Source organism: Leptospira sanjuanensis, from assembly GCF_022267325.1.
In the GTDB taxonomy this organism is placed as follows: Bacteria; Spirochaetota; Leptospiria; order Leptospirales; family Leptospiraceae; genus Leptospira; species Leptospira sanjuanensis.
Map to the genome: position 1 here is coordinate 2,444,294 of NZ_JAIZBG010000001.1, position 16,995 is coordinate 2,461,288.

Here is a 16,995-nt window from a genome sequence, read left to right on the forward strand (position 1 = left end):
CTAAGCCGCGTTTTTCAATCCGTACAATTTGAGAAGGGACCCGACTTCGGGGTCTCTTCCTAAGAACCGTTTGAAAAGAACCATCGCGTTTTCGCTTCCGCCCTTCTCTAAAATTTCGGTAAAGTATGCGTCGCTCAGCGAGGCGTCGAACACGCCTTTGTCGACGAATGCGAAGAATGCGTCCGCACTCATTACTTCGGCCCATTTGTAACTGTAATATCCCGCGGCGTATCCTCCCGAAAAGATATGGGAGAATCCGTTTTGAAACCGGTTGTATTCCGGAGGAATCACGACGCTCACTTCCTTGCGGACGTTCTGAAGAATGGAATGAACTTCCTCTTCTGTATGACTTTTTTCGTGAATGAGAATGTCGAAGAGGGAAAATTCGAGTTGCCGTACGATTCCCATCGCGGAAAGAAAATTCTTCGTTTCCTTGAGCTTTGCGATCATCGAATCGGGAATCGTTTCTCCTGTTTGATACTGTTTGCCGAATATTTTCAGAACGCTCGGTTCGAAAGCGAAGTTCTCCAAAAACTGCGAAGGAAATTCCACCGCGTCCCATTCGACTCCGTTGATTCCGCTGACCGGAGGTTCTTCGATTTTAGTGCAGAGATGATGCAACGCGTGACCCATCTCGTGAAAAAACGTGACAACGTCGCTGTGTTTCAAAAGAGAAGGAGAAGTCGCCGTGGAAACCGGAAAGTTGCAGACCACGAACGCGGCGGGAAGAATCTCGCGGCCGTCGATCCGATTTCTGGAATACCAGTTGTGCATCCAAGCCCCGCCCTGTTTGTCCTTGCGCGCTTCGAGATCCAAATACAAACGGGAAAGAAGTTTTCCGTTTTTGTATAAATCGAACACCTGCACCTTATCTTCCCAGACCAGCGCGGATGTTTTGCGGAATTCCAAACCCAAAAGTTGATTCAAAAATTGGAATGTTCCCGAAACGACTTTTTCCTTCTCGAAATACGGACGTGTTTGTTCCTCGTCGAAATCGAAACGGGCCTTCATCAGTTTTTCGCTGACAAAGGCGGTGTCATAGGCTTGTAAAGAATCGATTCCCAACGTCTTTGCGAAATTGGAAAGATCGGCAAATTCCTGTTCGGCGATCGGTTTGGCTTGTTTGGCCAAGTCGCGCAGGAATTTCAGAACCGTAATTCCCGAATCGGCCACCTTGGTCGCGAGAGACAATTCCACGTAATTGGAGTATCCTAACAGTTTTGCAAGTTCGCTTCGAAGAGCCAAAATCTTTTCGATCAGAATTCCGTTTTGAGGGGCCTTGGTCGTATAAGCCTTATATAAGGATTCCCGAATGGAACGATTCGGACCGTGCGTCATATACGCGATGTAACTCGGCATCTGAAGAGTAAAACGCCATTTGCCGTTCTCCGTTTTGGCCGCATTCAGATCGGACTCCGGAATTCCTTCCACGTCCTCTTTGCGGTCGATAATCAGTTCAAACGCGTTGGTCGCGTCCAAAAGGTTTTGCGAGAATTGATTGTCCAGGTCGGAAAGAGAGATTTGAATTTCCTGGATTCTTTTTTTGATTTCCGGTTCGAGACCGATCCCGCTGAGCTTAAACTGTATGATGGAATCTTGAAGTACTTTTTTTCTAGGTCCGCCGAGAGTCGCCTCTTCCTTCTTTAGAATTTCCTGATAGGCGCGATTGAGTTCCTCGTTTTGACCGAGATCGGAATAAAACGCGGTGATTTCCGGTAGCACTTCCGTATAAAGCGCCTGGATTTCCTTGGAATTCTTTACGCTGTTCAAATGCGAAAGAACGGTAAATTCGATCTGCATTTCCTGCACTAGGTCGTTCAAAGGACGGATGACGTGATCGTACGTTCTATCTTGTTTTGAAAGAAGAATCGGAAGTTGTTCCCGGATCGTTTTGATTTTTTCTAAGATTTCGTTTTTAGTGCGTTCGGGTGCGTCCGCTTTGAATTCTGGCAACATCAAAGTCAATCTCGTTTTCCCCTTGCGAAAGTTCATCCACTTTTTCCGGTTTGACTCTCCGTCGCAGAGTTTTAAAACACGAATCTATGTTCCATTCCGACCCGATACGATTCCGATTTACCATTCTCCCTTTCGCGTGGTTCGCCGCATTTACATTGTTAACGGCAACGGCTTGTTCCGGTCCCAAAAACGAATTGCCGACATTCTCCCCCAACTTGGAATGCTCCGAAAAAGAAATCCCTCTTTTGATACAACCCGCGCACGACATAGAAGACGGCAACCGGTTGGAAGTCGTTTATTGCAACCAAAGGGAAACGCCTTCCGGAAAACGGATCGAACTCAGTCTCGTCTTTGAGGACGAACGACATCCGTCGAAATGGAAGGATGTCGTTTATCGAATCTACCGCGGATTCAAATACGGAAGAAACAAGGACATAGAAAGTTTCCGTCTTCAATTTTCAAAAACGGGAGAATTGTCCACGGTTCATTTAAAGAACGTCTACTCGGGCGATCAGAGATTCAACGAAGATCCGGTGCAACACTTCGACTCCGTTTTAAAAGCCGATCAGCTTAAGAAGGAAGAAGGAAAGCCGGTTTTATTCATCAACACATGGAATCACATGTTTTCGGAAAAGGATCAAAACCCGGAACTCGCCAAGAAAAAACTTCAGGGAATCGAACTCAGAACGGGAAGCAGGGACGAATTGGATGCGTTTTATCAGGGAAAATAAACTTTTCCCTTGAATCGCAGACAAAACACTGGAAAAAAAAAGATCAAGAGGCCTTTAGTCATGACAAAAGTTCCAAACAAACCTTTTGCGGAGCTGGCTCCGAGCACTGCAGTATCCAAGGATCAAGTAAAACGCAATATTTACGGAAGATATCTGGAAGAATTCACCGAAGGTGAAATTTTCGAACACCCGAGGGAGATCACGATCGATCGAGCTTTCGCACAAGAATTCGCAACCACCTTTATGGATGCGAATCCTCTTTTCTTATCCGCCGCCTACGCGCAAGCGCACGGCTTTCAGGACATGTTGGTTTCCTCTCTTCAAGTTTTTAACATCGCACTTTCTCTCGGAGTTCAGAACGATTCCGAAAAAGCGCTCGCAAATCTCGGTTACTACAACGTTCAATTTTTAAAGCCCGTTTATCCCGGAGACACTCTTTCCGCGAAAACCAAAATTCTCAAAGTGGACGACAAAGGACCGGACAAACCGGGAATCGTGAGCGTTCGTACGATCTGCTTAAACCAAAAGAAAGAATTGGTTCTTCAATATGAAAGAAAGATCATGATCTATCAATCCAACGGAAAACCGAAAGGAAGTCCTAAACCGGTGATCAAAGACGCGTTCTTTCCGGAAACGGACGCGCCCGTGATCGAACTTCCCGCGTTGAAATTTCCCACCGAGTTTAAGTCCTCGACTTGGTCCGATACGTATTTCGAAAATTTCAAAGCAGGTCAGATCTACATCCACCAAAACGGAAGAACGATCACAGACGAACATTTTCCTTGGACCTACAGAGTCGGAAACACGCACCCGCTTCACTACGATAAACTTTACTCCGCGGGAATTTCCGGACCGATGGGAGGCGAACCCGTGGTTTACGGAGGACTCGTCTTCGCATGGTTATGCGGAATGGCATCCAGAGACATTACGGAAAACATGATCTGGGATCTCGGATTCACCGAAGGATATCACACGCAACCTTCTTTCAGCGGGGACACCGTGACCGCGATCACGAGAGTTCTTTCCGTAGAAGACCGCGGAAACGACTTCGGAATTCCGGCGGGTGCGGTTCATCTGCAGATCATCGGCTTGAAAAACATCAAGGCGAACGACGCGTTCGAAAAGTTCGGCGAAGATCTGTTTTTAAAGGAAAACGATAAAAAGAAACTAGGAAAGGAAAAACTTCCCGAAAAGATCTTCGAAATCGAAAGAAAGATTCTCGTTAAGAAAAAAGGTTAATCCCCTCGAGCGTTTTCTCTCGTTCCTCTCGGGGCGCGAGAAAACGTTCTTACCGGCGCCGTGCGATTCGGCAAACTCCCCAAGTTCATTCTACATTCCGAATCGAGAACTTCGATTTTCCGGTTTGATCTTTCTAAATTGAAACGAAAATCGAAATGATCACCGTGTATTTCCCGTTCCCGACTTCGAATCTACCGTAGTTTGGAGTAAACGATGGAGTTCCCACAGATTTTGTCCCTTGGAGAACGAACGAGCTTTTCCACAGATTGTATCCCGATTCAGTTTTTGTTTGAGTTCCCACATTCTGATATAGTGGAGGATTTCAGGAAGAATCAAAATCAATGTTTTCCCATTGAATTCGGATCTCTAAGACGTTGTCCGCAATTCGAGCGTTGAATTGCAGGAAAGAAACTTTCCGTTGTTCCGACAAACGATTTCTAAAAAAAAAGAAAATTCGAGGAATTCTCCCTAAATTCCGAAATTGTGGGAACTCATACAAACAAGAGAAATTTCCCGAAAAGAGACAATTTCAGAATTGATCGTCAAAATCGAATGCGAGACGGCTTTTTGTTGGAACTCCTTCCTACTTTTTCTTCCCTCCCAATACCTCTTGCATCTCTCCTTTCAATTCCTGAAGATATTCGGTTTTTCCTGTAATTCGAAAAAGCTGGGAACTCCCTTGAAACAGCTTGAGAATCTTTTTTGCCGCAGCGTGACAATCCAAAGAAGAATCCAGATTTCCTTTTTTCTTTTCGGATTCAAAATAGGATTCGAAAATTTGAATCCAGCCGTGCAGAATTTTTTCTGCCACGAGTTCAAAGTCCTCATTCTTTTCCTCGACGCTGTTTAAAAAACGCGCGATGGGACATCCGATAAACTTACCGCTCTTCACCTGTTTCAGCAATAGAGAATTCCAAGTGTGCACGAATTCTTCCCAAGTTTCCGCGCGATCCATCATTCTTTGCAGACCGTTCTCGAAATTCTCCCCTTGCAGCTTTAGATATTCGAGAGCGATCTCTTCTTTGGATTGAAAATAACGATAAAAGCTGGCCTTGTGAGTTCCGGAATCGGCGATCAGCTGATTGGTGGAAGTCCCCGAATATCCGCGGTGATAAAAAAGATCGAGCGCGGAGGTCATCAAACGATCGTATGGATTGCTCTGTTTATCGAGATTCGAAGCCATTCTAAAGAATCAGAATAACAACCCCCGAAAAAAGTTCAACAAAAACCGAAAAAAATGATAGACTAAATAGTCTATATTCGACTTTTTCAGAATAGACTGCGCGGTCTATCAAGGAGATTTACATGTCCGAGCCGATTCTCACCGAAAAAAGAGGACACATTCTTCACATCATCATCAACCGACCCGAGGAACGAAACGCGTTCAACGTGGATATGCTCTACGCTCTGAGTCGCGCCTACGACCAATTGGAAGCGGACCCCGAAATCCGAGTCGGTTTGGTTTACGCAAACGGAAAACATTTCACGCTCGGTCTCGACTTAAAGAATGTCGCGGAATTTTTAAAAAAACAAAGGCGTTTCCCTCTTCCCCCCGAAAGCGTCAATCCCTGGGGGACCACCGGTAAAACAAAAACGAAACCGGTCGTAGTGGCAGTACACGGAATGTGCATCACTCTCGGAATCGAATTGATGCTAGCAAGCGACATCCGCATCGCCGCCAAACGCACGTTATTCGGTCAAGTCGAGGTGCAAAGGGGAATCTTCCCGTTCGGAGGAGGAACGATGCGCTGGCCCGCGCAATGCGGTTGGGGAAACGCAATGAAATACATTCTTACCGGAGAACCGTTTGAGGCGGAAGAAGCGCTTCGGATCGGACTCGTTCAGGAAGTCGTAGAAAAAAGCGATCTCATCGAAAGAGGAATTCTACTCGCCGAAAAAATCGCGGCGCAAGCGCCGCTCGGAGTCTATGCGACCTTAAAATCTTCCCTCGAATCCGTTTTATACGGAGAATCCAAGGCGGCCGAAAATCTTTTTCCGCAGCTTTTGGAATTGATGGATACGCAGGACGCAGAGGAAGGACTCGCTTCGTTCGTGGAAAAAAGAAGCGCGGTTTTTCAAGGAAAGTGAACGGACTTTGAGGCGAAATCGGAACGAAGACCAAAGTTTCGGATTGTTTCCAAGTTTATCTCGCAAATCGAATATTCGAAAAAAGTAAGTTAGAATTTTAGACGAACTGCTGCAGGCCGCATTTTTTGCAAAATATTTTAATTTTTAGATCGGAGACAAGGTGAATTATGAAACGAATCGTATTCAAAAAGAAGCATGTATTAGAATGGGAAAACGTTCCCGAACCTAAGATTCAAGGCGAAAATCAAGCGATCGTAAAACCGATCGCGGTTTCGCGCTGCGATCTGGATCTTCCCATCGTAAACGGTTACACGTTATTTCGACCGGGGATTCCGATCGGACACGAATTTGTGGGAACGATCGAAGAAACCAGTCCCGAAATCGCGGACGAATATCCGAAAGGAACCAAGGTAATCATTCCGTTTCAGATTTCTTGCGGACTTTGTCCGGACTGTACAGGCGGACGTTCCAAGGCCTGCACTTCCATCCCCTATGCGAGCCACTACGGAATGGGACCATCCGCAAAAGAATTCGGAGGAGCTTTATCCGAAAGAATTTGGATTCCATTCGCCAAACAGATGTTAATCCCTATGCCTTCGAATATGGACGCGATCGCTCTGGCTTCGATCAGCGACAATATCGTCGAAGCTTGGAAACTCGTGGGACAGTGGCTTGAGAAAAAACCGAATTCTCCCGTGATGATTTTGGGCGGCTTGGCTTCAAGCATCGGTTTGTATTCGGCTTCGCTCGCGGTCGGCATGGGCGCATCCGAAGTTTTATATTTGGACAACGACCAGGAAAGGCTCAAAATTGCGGAGAATCTGGGGGCGACCGCGGTTTCTTATTCGACTCTTCCCAAGGTCTGGGAGAAAAAATTCCCGTTGATCGCGGATTGTCACGGACTGAAAGAAGGAATGGACTTTTCCTTAAAGTCCCTTTCCACGGAAGGGATTTACGGTTCGGCGTCGATATTCTGGACGAATAAATTAGAAATTCCTTATTTAGATTTATATAATACGGGTGCGACCTTGAAGATCGGACGGGTGGATTCGAGAGAACATATCCCGCAGATTTTGAACAAGATCGTGGAAAAGAAGATAGAACCCGAAAAGATCGTGACCAAAACCTGCTCCTTTGACGACGCGGTGGAAGCTTGGCTCGAACCCGCGATCAAGCTCGTTGTGAAAATGGATTCCTGAATTCGTTTGAGGGAGAGTGTTTTTTTGAAAATGTTGGAATTCCTACATTCTTCTCACTTTTCGAGCGTGGCGCTCATGGAACCCTTTGAATTTGACATTCTCGGGTCGGCGCCATAAGTCAGGATTCTTTCTTGAACGTGTTCCGCGTGTTCGAATTCTCCCGAAAAAACTACGGTGCGTTTTTCCTGATCGACTTGGACCGCGTGTAAAAAAGCTTTTTCGACCGTCATCGTGCAGATTTCCACCAGCATCTCGATGACGTATTCGTAGGTATGTTCGTTATCGTCCCAAAGAACCACTCTCCAAGGTCCCCCGGTCGATTTCGTGGACTCCTCGGTAATTTCATTTAAGTCAGGAGTTTGTGTGCCCGCCATCTCGCTAATCAACCCGGGAAAATTTGAGTCAAAGGATTCTTTCGGAAAACTCTTCCGCTGTTTCGTTCTTCCTTTAAAAAGAAAAAAGAGTAAGCGAAAATCCGTTTAAGTCAAGTCATCCGATCTTATTTTTTGAGAGCGATCGCCTTTTTCGCGGTTTCGACGATGTTTTTGGAACGAAGTCCGAAGTAGTCCAAAAGCTCCTTCCAAGTTCCGGACTTTCCGAACTGATCCTTCATTCCCACTTTCAAAACGTGAACCGGATATTCTTCGGAAAGAAATTCGCTTACCGCGGAACCCAATCCGCCGAGAACGTTATGTTCTTCACAGGTAACCACGGCCCCGCATTCTTTTGCGTATTTTAAAATCGCGTCCTTGTCGATCGGCTTGATTGTCGCCATATTCAGAAGAGTCGCACCGATTCCTTCTTTTGCCAATTCTTCCACGGCTTTCATCGCCTCATTGACCAAAACCCCGTTCGCGATGAGGAGAACGTCTTTTCCCTCTCTCATCACTTCGGCTTTTCCGATCTGAAATTTATAATTTTCACGTTCGATCACGGGAACGTTCGGACGGCCTACACGAACGTAAACCGGACCCTTATAATCCGCAATCGCATGAATGATTTGTTTGCATTCGTTGTAATCCGAAGGACAGATCACTGTCATCTCGGGGATAGCCCTCATGATCGCAAAATCTTCGATACACTGGTGGGAAGCTCCGTCCTCTCCGACGGTAACGCCGCCGTGAGAAGCGACAAGTTTCACGTTTAAAAACGGATAAACCACGCTGTTCCGAACCACTTCCCAAGCTCTTCCCGAAAGAAACATCGCAAAGGAAGAAGCGAACGGAACCAATCCGGACAATGCCAAACCGGCCGCGTGACCGACTAAGTTCTGTTCGGCGACACCCACGTTGAAAAAACGATCGGGGAAAGCCTTGGCGAACTTGTTGGTTTTTGTGGAGCCGGAAAGATCAGCGTCCAGGACGACTACGTCCTGACGGGAAGCTCCCAGTTCATGCAGTGCGTCCCCGTATCCGTCGCGAGTCGCTTTTTCAGTCGCAGTCGATGTGCTTGGAGCTCCCATTTTCTTCTTATCCCTTTAATGCCGCAGCTTTGTCGGTTTCTTCCCAAGTGAATGTGGAACCTTTTCTTCCGAAGTGACCGTAAGAAGCGGTTTCTCTGTATTTTCTTCCTTTTTCAAGAAGTTTGAGAGATTCGATGATTCCTCTCGGAGTCAATTTGAAGTTCGCGCGGATTCTTTTTACCAATTCGTCTTCGGAAATTTTTCCGGTTCCGAACGTGTCTACGTGAACGGAAACCGGTTCCGCAACACCGATCGCATAAGCAAGCTGCACTTCGCACTTATCCGCAAGACCCGAAGCTACGACGTTCTTCGCGATATAACGTCCCATATACGCCGCGGAACGGTCCACTTTGGAAGGATCCTTACCGGAGAAGGCTCCGCCTCCGTGTCTTCCGTAACCGCCGTACGTATCTACGATGATCTTTCTTCCGGTAAGACCCGCGTCACCGTGCGGACCACCGACGATGAACTGGCCGGTCGGGTTGATAAAATATTTCGTATTTACGAGAAGATTTGCGGGAATGACCTTTTTGATACATTCTTCGATGAGAGCTTCTTCGATTTGTTTATGAGTTACATCCGGAGAATGTTGTGTGGAAATCACCACTGTGTCGATACGAACCGGTTTTCCGTCCTTGTATTCGACGGTTACTTGGGACTTCGCATCCGGTCTTAAGAATTTCAGTTTGTTTCCATGTCTAAGACCCGCTAAGTGTTTCACCAATTCGTGAGAATAGTAAATCGGCATCGGCATGAGTTCCGGAGTTTCATTGATCGCGAAACCGAACATCAAACCTTGATCCCCCGCTCCTTGCTCTTTAAAAAGACCTTCCCCCTCGGTCACCCCTTGAGAGATGTCCGGGCTTTGCGCGTGCACGTGAGCGGAAACAACCGCAAAGTCCGCGTCGAAACCCATGGTAATATCGTTATAACCGATATCACGAATTACGTTTCTTGCGATTTCCTGAGCGTCTACTTTCCCCTTGCTTGTGATTTCACCTGCGATCACGACCAAGTTTGTGGTTACTAAGGTCTCGCAAGCGACTCGAGATTTTGGATCCTGTTCCAGATAGGCGTCCAGAACCGCATCGGAAATTTGGTCGCAGACCTTGTCAGGGTGGCCTTCGCCTACCGATTCCGAAGTAAAAATAAAATCTTTTAAAGACATTTGTTCTTCCTGATGGGTGAAAATTGACGGGAAAGTCCGGAGGAACCCCGCTCTGATCCCAAAAACCTGCGGATTCCTTCAGTGTCAAGAAGATCCAAACTATGTTCCTTCCGCATTCTAGAACAAATTGAGCAACCTAAGTCAGAATTGAATTGAAGCACAGGCACCCGGAATATTTTTGAGAAACAATGAAAATTCGAGTTTCGGACATCAAAGTTAAGAATCGCATCCGCAAAGATCTCGGGGACCTTCGCCCTCTCAAAGAATCCATCCAAAAGCTGGGACTTCTTCATCCTATCTTGATCGATCTAGACAACACCTTGATCTCCGGAGAAAGAAGACTCGAAAGCGTAAAAATTCTCGGTTGGGAATACGTGGATGTTCGAATCGTGGATATTCGGAATAAAAAAGAAAGAGTTCAGATGGAGGCGGAAGAAAACAATATTCGTTTAGAATTTACTTCCGAGGAACAGGAACGCGTTCAAGAACTCCTAAAAAGATATTCATACACAACCATCTTTGGGAGAATCTTTGCTTGGATTTTGGATCTTTGGGACTGGTTAAAACGGTTTTTTCAGAAAAAGTAAGAATTCAGGCCGAAAGAACGAATTCCATCTTCTTTCAAAATTTCTCATGTTAAAATCTGCGGGGATTTCATTCCCGGGTAAGCAAGATTTCTTCCCTGTTTCCGACCTTCCGTTTTTATCAGTTAGAACTTAAATCATGAACTTTCAGGCAAAAAATTATCCAATATTGATTTACAAAAAGTTCACGAGTTCATACCGTGATCTTCCTAACTAAGGAGAGTCTATGAAAAAACTTTCGATTTTGGCTGTCTCCGTTGCACTCTTTGCAAGCATTACCGCTTGTGGTGCGTTCGGTGGTCTGCCAAGCCTTAAAAGCTCTTTTGTACTGAGCGAGAGCACAATCCCAGGAACAAACGAAACTGTAAAAACGTTACTTCCATACGGGACTGTAATCCATTACTATGGATACATCAAGCCAGGACAAGCGCCGGACGGTTTAGTCGATGGAAGCAAAAAAGCATACTATCTCTACGTTTGGGTACCTGCTGTTATCGCTGAAATGGGAGTTCGTATGATTTCCCCAACAGGCGAAATCGGTGAGCCAGGCGACGGAGACCTAGTAAGTGACGCTTTCAAAGCTGCAACTCCAGAAGAAAAATCAATGCCAAATTGGTTCGATACTTGGATTCGCGTTGAAAGAATGTCCGCTATTATGCCAGACCAAATTGCAAAAGCTGCGAAAGGAAAACCACTTCAAAAGCTCGATGACGATGATGACGGGGACGATACTTACAAAGAAGAGAGACACGCAAAGTACAACTCTCTTACAAGAATCACCATCCCTAATCCTCCGAAATCTTTTGACGAACTGAAAAACATCGATACTAAAAAACTTTTAGTAAGAGGTCTTTACAGAATCGCTTTCACTACCTACAAACCAGGTGAAGTGAAAGGGTCTTTCGTTGCATCAGTAGGTCTGCTCTTCCCACCAGGTATTCCAGGTGTGAGCCCTCTGATTCACTCAAATCCTGATGAACTGCAAAAACAAGCAGTAGCAGCTGAAGAGTCTTTGAAAAAAGCAGCAGCTGACGCAACTAAGTAATTTTTACTTAGAGCTTAAACAGTTTCTATAAGGTGAAAGCCACCGAAAGGTGGCTTTTTTATTTCCTGTTTCACGGCGCCCGCTTTTTTAGAAATAATTTCGTTTGAATCTGATCTCCATTTTGTTCTTTTTTCGGAACGATTTTGAATTTTCCTATCTTCCCTTTTATCGTAAAGACGCATCCCGATTCAGTCCCATCCTTCTTTTTGTTCCCAAAGGAGAATCCGAATTATTTTCCAAGATGTACCCCCGTCCTTTTGCAAAATCGAAACGTCATCCCGATCGATTCTACTTGCAAAGACAGGTTATCGTGAGTTACAATAGTAGCGATTCTCCGCTCCAAACGGCGTTCGATACGAAGAATTTTCGGTTTTCAATCGAGAAACGCGATCTTGGAGTGGTAAAGAATCGAATACAAAGCTGAACAGAAGTTCACAAAGGAATTGAAATGATCGAGAATAACTATTTTTTAGAAAACCAAGACCTGCAGGAAAACTTCCAATCGATCGTGGATTGGAAAGAGATCATCGACGGTTTCGAAGGCGATTTCGAAGATCATAAGGAATATCAAAAGAGCGGTAAGGACTCCCTTGCGATGGCGCCCGGCTCCTATGAAGACGCATTAGAATATTATAAATCTATTTTAGAATCGGGAGGCGACATCGCCGGAAAACAAATCGCTCCCCTCGCCAAGGATATGGACGTAGAAGGATTGAAGTATTCCGCCGGAAAAGTCACGTTTCCCGAATCGATGATCAAAGGAGTCAACCAAGTCAAAGACGCCGGAATTCTCCCTTACAGCATCGGAAGAAAACACGGCGGGCTCGGAATCCCCGCAACCGTTCAAACGATGATGATGGAACTTTTTTCCAGAGCGGACGGTTCCTTTGCGATCACGTTGGGTTGTTTGAACCTGGCAGAAACGATTGAACGATTCGGGTCCAAGGAAATGATCGATGAATACGTTCCCAAAATGGCAAACGGAGAAATCTTCGGCGCGATGGCATTGACCGAACCGAACTACGGATCGGATCTGCCGAACCTGCAGACCAAAGCGGTCAAAGACGCGAACGGAGTCTGGCGACTAACGGGCGCTAAACGTTTTATCACACACGGATGCGGCTTCGGAGAAATTCCGGCGGTCATCTTAACACTTGCAAGAACGGGCGCGCCCACGAGCGGAGCGAGAGGACTTTCCTTCTTCTTAGTGAAAAGTTCGGACGTGTTTATCGCCGGAATCGAAAAGAAGATGGGACTTCACTGTTCACCGACTTGCGAGGTCGTGTACGAAAACACTCCCGGAATTCTGATCGGTGAAGAAGGATACGGCTTGGTTCGTTATTCCATGGCGATGATGAACGGAGCCCGTCTTTCGATCGCGGCTCAAGCGATGGGAATCGCGACCGCCGCTTATATGGAAGCCAAAAAATACGCTGCGGAACGGGAACAGTTCGGCAAAACGATCCAAAACATACCCGCGGTTCGCAAGATGCTGACTACCATGGACCGCGAAATCGCCGGAATGAGAGCGGTATTGCTGGAAGCGTCCCGTTCCATCGACCTCTATCACTGGAAATCCGAAAGAATGAAGGAACACGGAGTCGACGAAAAGGAAATCCGCAAGGACGAATCGGTCAAAAAATGGGAAAAACTGGCCAACCTGTTTACTCCATTATCGAAATATTATATTACGGAACTTGCAAATAAGATCGCGTACGACGGTCTCCAGATCCACGGGGGAGCCGGATTCACATACGACTACGACATCTCCCGAATCTATAGAGACGTCCGAATCACGAACATCTACGAAGGAACGACCCAGCTTCAGGTTGTCGCCGCGATCGGAGGAATCGTTTCCGGCATGACGGCAAAAGGACATCTTCGTCAATACTTCGAGGAAGAATTCTCCAAAATCGGAGGGGGTTCCTCATTGTTAAACGAAAACAAAGAAGCTTTCGAAAAGATCGTGGAAGCGTATTCTGCGATCGAAAATTCTTCGCTTCGAGACGAGGTCGCTTTCGAAGTGGTTCAATCGACCGCGAGAATTCTGATCGGAATGTTACTGGAACGAGGCGCTTCCCGACTCAAAGGAGAAGCGAAGGAAAAACGAGAAGCGCTCGCAAAAGAATACAACTTGGAATCCAAGGCGATTCTTCTTTCCAACCGGATCATGATCGAAAACCGTCAATCGCAACTGACGTTCGCGTAAGACTTATCATAAAAACTCTCCGAATTCGCCGCTTTGTTTTGCGTAGGCGTCGGGGAGTTTTTCGATTCCGAAAAACGAACTCGAAAGGAAAATCGAATCAATTTCCTCCCACGGACTCTATTCGATCCGATTCTAAAATACGAATCCCGGAAGGATCTTTTTGCGCGATAAGGATCATCGCTCTGGCGACCGTTCTTCCGTGAATCGATCTGTATTTCCGAATTCCGCCGAGTAACAACGGATTGATGATCTTTGCAAAAAATTGACCGACGACTTCGCCCGGTCTGGCTTCTTCCCGTTCGCCTTCTAAAAGAGAAGGTCTGAATATTCCGAGAAACGGAAATCCGATCGTTTCCAGATCTTTCTCCATTTCTCCCTTGACCCGATTGTAAAATACGAACGACTTACGGTCGGCGCCCAAAGCGCTTACGACGAGAAAGGATCGAACCCCTTTTTCTTTCGCGAGTTTTGCGATCTGCATCACGTATTCGTGATCCACTTTTTTGAAATTCTCCTGACTTCCGGCCTTGGAGATCGTTGTCCCCAAACTGCAATAAACTTCCGTAATCCCTTTCGGAAAGGAAGAAGCGTTTAACGCGTCGTAGTCGACCACGATTTCCTCCGCGCCGCGAACGGAACCGGGCTTACGTACGAGTGCGTAAATTTTTTGATATTCGCCGGAAGCGTTCAATTCTTCCAAAAGATACCTTCCGATGAGTCCGGTCGCGCCTGCAACCAAAGCCGCTTTTTGAGCCATGTTTCGTTCTTCTCCTGAACTGCGAAAAGAATGCGGAGGTCCGTTTTTTATGAAAGAATTTTTTTCAAATGTCCTTCCCTTTCCCGGAAAGAATTGATCTTGAATCCCGAAATTTCTATCCTGAACTTTGTGAATCTATTCCGATCGATCAAGAAAGCGTTTCAAATTTTGGACCGAAAGTCCATGCCGGATTCCGTTCTGGATGTTCTCAAAACGGAGGAAAGAAACGGAATCATCATCACGAATTACTTCCGTTATCTCATCGCGCTCTTTTTTCTGGTTCAGATCGTAGTCAACGTTCACAGCGGAGACAGCGAGGCCAATCTTATCGCGTTTTCCATCTATCTCGTTCTGACTCTCGCGCACACGGTCATCATCCGAGTTTGCCCCGATTCGATCGTCAGCGTTTTCAATTACGTCACCCTGTTTGCGGAATACCTTTTGATCTTGGGTGTTCTTCTGTTTTACACGTTCACAACCAAAAATGTGGATCTCGGTTTCGCACTGAAGAATTCCATAAACCTCTTCTTTTTGTTTCCGATCGTCTATTCCCTTTTGCAATTTCGAATCCGTTTCGTGTTCCTAGGGTTGTTTTTATTCTATGCGATCTACTTTTCGATTCTTGGGATTGCGGTTTCAACCAATCAGCTGACATACACGAACGACTGGGGCCGTTATATCAGCGGACCGGAAGTTCTTTTGGAGGACGTCGTCGCCGGTAAACCCGGTTTGTATTTTTGTTTTGCGGTGATGATTTCCATGGGGATATTCCGCACGGTTTCGATGGTGAGGAGAATCGGAATCGCCGAAGGACAAAAGACGGAACTGTCCCGTTACTTTTCTCCGAAGATCGTCAACGAGATGATGGAAAATCCCGAAACTCTTCAGAGCGGCAATCGTCAGATCGTAAGTATTCTTTTTTTGGATATTCGAAATTTCACCGCGATGTCCGAGAACATGGATCCGAAAGAACTCGGAGAACTTCTATCGGAATTTCGTAAAATTATGATGGAATGCGTTTTCGAAAACAACGGAACCTTGGACAAATACATAGGCGACGCGGTGATGGCTACGTTCGGAACTCCTCACCCTTCGCCCTCCGCGGAAGTCGACGCAAGAAACGCGGTCGGCTGCGGAGTTATCATGCAGAAACGTCTCGCCGAATGGAATCTGTTTCGAAAGTCGCAGGGCAAAACGCCGATCACGATCGGAATCGGGATTCATACGGGAGAAGTGTTTGCGGGAAACATCGGAAGCGATCTTCACAGAGAATATTCTGTGATCGGAGACGCGGTCAACACTGCTTCTCGTATCGAATCGCTCTGCAAGGTTTTGAAAAAGTCCTTTCTCATCTCGAAAGAAACCATGGAACTGTTAGGCGGCAAATACACTCTCACACGAATGCCCCGCGTCAAGGTCAAAGGCAAAGAAGAACCAATCCAAACCTATGAGGTCATGTGGGGCTGAGCGATTCATAGAGAGCGAAGCCGCCAACGAGCAGCGGAGCGTCGTGAGTGGTTCTCATCGTAGATGAGAAATCTGAGCGATTCATAGAGAGCGAAGCCGCCAACGAGCAGCGGAGCGTCGTGAGTGGTTCTCATCGTAGATGAGAAATCTGAGCGATTCATAGAGAGCGAAGCCGCCAACGAGCAGCGGAGCGTCGTGAGTGGTTCTCATCGTAGATGAGAAATCTGAGCGATTCATAGAGAGCGAAGCCGCCAACGAGCAGCGGAGCGTCGTGAGTGGTTCTCATCGTAGATGAGAAATCTGAGCGATTCATAGAGAGCGAAGCCGCCAACGAGCAGCGAAGCGTCGCGAGTGATTCTCATCGTAGATGAGAAACGCCCCATAGGAAGCAAGTTAGGCGAAAGCGAAACGACGGCTCTCAAGCTACTGAAAGCGTTTAGAAAAGCCGGCTTTGTATTCTCGGTAAATTGATGATAGCGATCAGCGAATTTGATCCTTACTCAAATCCACAAATTCTCGAATTAACTTTTCATCAGGATTACAATCTTCGACTTGTTTCATCAAAAGGCAAAACTTACTATATGCAAGAAAACTCTCAGGGGATCTCGAATACTCCTGCGGCAACAAACCTAAAGAAGCCGCGAGCCTTACGCTGAACTCCGGATCTTCCAGCGCTTGATAAAACGTTTGTCGATCTGATTCTTTTTTTGAATAACCGAGAAAAAGAGCTGCGCGAATTCTCATCTTTGGATCGGGATTATTGAGGAGAACCTCCTGTAAGATCGGTCTGTAAAATACGATGTCGCTGAGAAATTCCTCGTACGCGTATGCATGCGCCCTTAAACCGAAGGAAAGAATGGAAACATTAGAATCTTCGAAAGAATCAGTTTTCCAACGATGGAGGAGATATTGAGGTCGATGCCAAAACCAAACCGAAGCCAATAAAATCCAAAAGATAAAAAGGACGGATTTCGTTTTTACGGAAAGCCGACACGAAATCACGATGCACAAAACGAGAATCGCGAAAAAGGGAAACGTGAATAAGAATTTTTCTTCGATCGTCATTCAGTCAAAATTAGCCGCAAAAAGT

Annotated in this window: 15 protein-coding genes; 8 read left to right on the plus strand and 7 right to left on the minus strand. The window is 46.2% G+C overall.

The annotated features are described in order from the left end of the window. Positions 1–1,956, minus strand: a complete 1,956-nt coding sequence (locus LFX25_RS11045) for a M3 family metallopeptidase (protein WP_238731574.1) — start codon at positions 1,954–1,956, stop codon at positions 1–3. A gap of 86 nt (positions 1,957–2,042) precedes the next feature. Between LFX25_RS11045 and lsa23 the strand changes: the two genes are divergently transcribed. Beyond that, entirely contained in the window at positions 2,043–2,687 is a 645-nt protein-coding gene (lsa23, locus tag LFX25_RS11050; RefSeq protein ID WP_238730285.1) for a surface adhesion protein Lsa23, read from the plus strand. A 60-nt stretch (positions 2,688–2,747) separates the two neighbouring features. Beyond that, positions 2,748–3,926 carry a MaoC family dehydratase gene (locus tag LFX25_RS11055; RefSeq protein WP_238730286.1) on the plus strand — a complete coding sequence of 393 codons (1,179 nt, stop codon included), beginning with the start codon at positions 2,748–2,750 and terminating at the stop codon, positions 3,924–3,926. Between the two features lie 583 nt (positions 3,927–4,509). Here LFX25_RS11055 and LFX25_RS11060 read toward each other — a convergent pair. Then, entirely contained in the window at positions 4,510–5,109 is a 600-nt protein-coding gene (locus tag LFX25_RS11060) for a TetR/AcrR family transcriptional regulator (RefSeq protein ID WP_238730287.1), read from the minus strand. Positions 5,110–5,231: 122 nt separating this feature from the next. Between LFX25_RS11060 and LFX25_RS11065 the strand changes: the two genes are divergently transcribed. Continuing rightward, positions 5,232–6,014, plus strand: coding sequence for a crotonase/enoyl-CoA hydratase family protein (locus LFX25_RS11065; protein WP_238730288.1), 783 nt, complete (start codon positions 5,232–5,234; stop codon positions 6,012–6,014). Between the two features lie 167 nt (positions 6,015–6,181). After that, complete coding sequence (locus LFX25_RS11070; protein ID WP_238730289.1) at positions 6,182–7,213, plus strand: zinc-dependent alcohol dehydrogenase; 1,032 nt, start codon at positions 6,182–6,184, stop codon at positions 7,211–7,213. Positions 7,214–7,266: 53 nt separating this feature from the next. On the opposite strand, the gene LFX25_RS11075 is transcribed toward LFX25_RS11070, so the two are convergent. From LFX25_RS11075 to metK, 3 genes are all read right to left on the minus strand, one after another. Then, complete coding sequence (locus tag LFX25_RS11075) at positions 7,267–7,587, minus strand: ATP-dependent Clp protease adaptor ClpS (RefSeq protein WP_238730290.1); 321 nt, start codon at positions 7,585–7,587, stop codon at positions 7,267–7,269. Between the two features lie 125 nt (positions 7,588–7,712). Then, positions 7,713–8,675 (minus strand): transketolase family protein, encoded by a 963-nt coding sequence (locus LFX25_RS11080; protein WP_238730291.1) that lies wholly within the window; start codon positions 8,673–8,675, stop codon positions 7,713–7,715. Positions 8,676–8,682: 7 nt separating this feature from the next. Continuing rightward, positions 8,683–9,843 (minus strand): methionine adenosyltransferase, encoded by a 1,161-nt coding sequence (gene metK / locus LFX25_RS11085; protein ID WP_238730292.1) that lies wholly within the window; start codon positions 9,841–9,843, stop codon positions 8,683–8,685. 188 nt (positions 9,844–10,031) lie between these two features. Here metK and LFX25_RS11090 point away from each other — a divergent pair, with 188 nt between their 5' ends. From LFX25_RS11090 to LFX25_RS11100, 3 genes are all read left to right on the plus strand, one after another. Next, positions 10,032–10,430, plus strand: coding sequence for a ParB N-terminal domain-containing protein (locus tag LFX25_RS11090; protein WP_238730293.1), 399 nt, complete (start codon positions 10,032–10,034; stop codon positions 10,428–10,430). 223 nt (positions 10,431–10,653) lie between these two features. After that, positions 10,654–11,472: a major surface lipoprotein LipL32 gene (gene lipL32, locus LFX25_RS11095; protein WP_238730294.1), complete on the plus strand. Its 819-nt coding sequence runs from the start codon at positions 10,654–10,656 to the stop codon at positions 11,470–11,472. A gap of 448 nt (positions 11,473–11,920) precedes the next feature. Further along, the gene (locus tag LFX25_RS11100) at positions 11,921–13,681 is read left to right on the plus strand and encodes an acyl-CoA dehydrogenase family protein (RefSeq protein WP_238730295.1); all 1,761 of its coding nucleotides are present in this window, start codon (positions 11,921–11,923) and stop codon (positions 13,679–13,681) included. Positions 13,682–13,778: 97 nt separating this feature from the next. Here the strand turns inward: LFX25_RS11100 and LFX25_RS11105 are convergent, their stop codons facing one another. After that, the gene (locus LFX25_RS11105; protein WP_238731575.1) at positions 13,779–14,573 is read right to left on the minus strand and encodes an oxidoreductase; all 795 of its coding nucleotides are present in this window, start codon (positions 14,571–14,573) and stop codon (positions 13,779–13,781) included. On the opposite strand from LFX25_RS11105, the gene LFX25_RS11110 reads away from it, so the two are divergent. Continuing rightward, positions 14,469–15,905 (plus strand): adenylate/guanylate cyclase domain-containing protein, encoded by a 1,437-nt coding sequence (locus LFX25_RS11110; protein WP_238730296.1) that lies wholly within the window; start codon positions 14,469–14,471, stop codon positions 15,903–15,905. The two genes, LFX25_RS11105 and LFX25_RS11110, sit on opposite strands and share 105 nt — an antisense overlap. 480 nt (positions 15,906–16,385) lie before the next feature. Here the strand turns inward: LFX25_RS11110 and LFX25_RS11115 are convergent, their stop codons facing one another. Next, positions 16,386–16,970 (minus strand): HEAT repeat domain-containing protein, encoded by a 585-nt coding sequence (locus LFX25_RS11115; protein ID WP_238730297.1) that lies wholly within the window; start codon positions 16,968–16,970, stop codon positions 16,386–16,388. Positions 16,971–16,995 lie beyond the last annotated feature (25 nt).